The organism is Clostridium mobile, assembly GCF_018918285.1.
Classification (GTDB): Bacteria; Bacillota; Clostridia; order Clostridiales; family Clostridiaceae; genus Clostridium_AW; species Clostridium_AW mobile.
The window spans coordinates 1-938 of sequence record NZ_JAHLQF010000016.1; the positions used below are offsets into that span (position 1 = coordinate 1).

The 938-nt window shown below is 40.2% G+C and carries 2 tRNA genes and 3 rRNA genes; all 5 read left to right on the plus strand.

Annotated features, from left to right (window positions below):
• Positions 1–156 (plus strand): 23S ribosomal RNA (locus tag KQI86_RS19995); the annotation flags it as partial.
• A 204-nt stretch (positions 157–360) separates the two neighbouring features.
• A 5S ribosomal RNA gene (gene rrf, locus KQI86_RS20000) occupies positions 361–477 on the plus strand.
• Positions 478–483: 6 nt separating this feature from the next.
• Positions 484–560, plus strand: a tRNA-Ile gene (locus KQI86_RS20005).
• A gap of 3 nt (positions 561–563) precedes the next feature.
• A tRNA-Ala gene (locus tag KQI86_RS20010) sits at positions 564–639 on the plus strand.
• 202 nt (positions 640–841) lie between these two features.
• A 16S ribosomal RNA gene (locus tag KQI86_RS20015) occupies positions 842–938 on the plus strand; the annotation flags it as partial.

Consider the following 938-nt stretch of genomic DNA (forward strand, 5'->3'; position numbering starts at 1 on the left):
GCTGAAAGCATCTAAGCGTGAAGCCCACCTCAAGATTAGATTTCCCATAGCGTAAGCTAGTAAGACCCCTTGAAGAACACAAGGTTGATAGGCTAGAGGTGTAAGTGTAGTAATACATTCAGCTGACTAGTACTAATAGGTCGAGGGCTTGATCTTAAAATTACTCTATGCTATTTTTTAAAAGAATAAAAATTATAAAAAAACATGTTGACAAGTTTTAAAATATAAATTATAATTTAAAAATGTAAACAGTAATTTTGTAATTAAACTTTTTCAGATAAGACTGATTAAGGAAACTTCGACAGCTAAAGCTGCGAAGTACTGTTCCAAAACGAAATCAAAGATTTCTGTGGAACAGTATCTGGTGATAATGGCTTGAAGGTAACACCCGTTCCCATTCCGAACACGAAGGTTAAGCTTCAATGCGCCGATGATACTACAAGGGAGGCCTTGTGGGAAAGTAGGTCGTCGCCAGGTTAGTATGGATCTTTAGCTCAGTTGGTTAGAGCAACCGGCTCATAACCGGTAGGTCCGGGGTTCGAGTCCCTGAAGGTCCACCATATGGGGGTATAGCTCAGTTGGGAGAGCACCTGCCTTGCAAGCAGGGGGTCAGGAGTTCAAGTCTCCTTATCTCCACCATATAAGCATCTGTTTTTTATACAGATGTTTTATTATCCTCAAAAACGTTTGAAAAATGTTGAAAAACATGTTGACAAATTCAAATGAGGGTGTTATCATAAGAAAGTCGCTTGAAGCGGCAATGGTCTTTGAAAATTAAACAGAGGTAATGAAACCAGTCGATTCTAAAGAGAATCAACGAATGAGCAAATGATTAAACTTATAAATTGAGAGTTTGATCCTGGCTCAGGACGAACGCTGGCGGCGTGCCTAACACATGCAAGTCGAGCGAGAGGAATCCCTTCGGGGATGAATCTAGC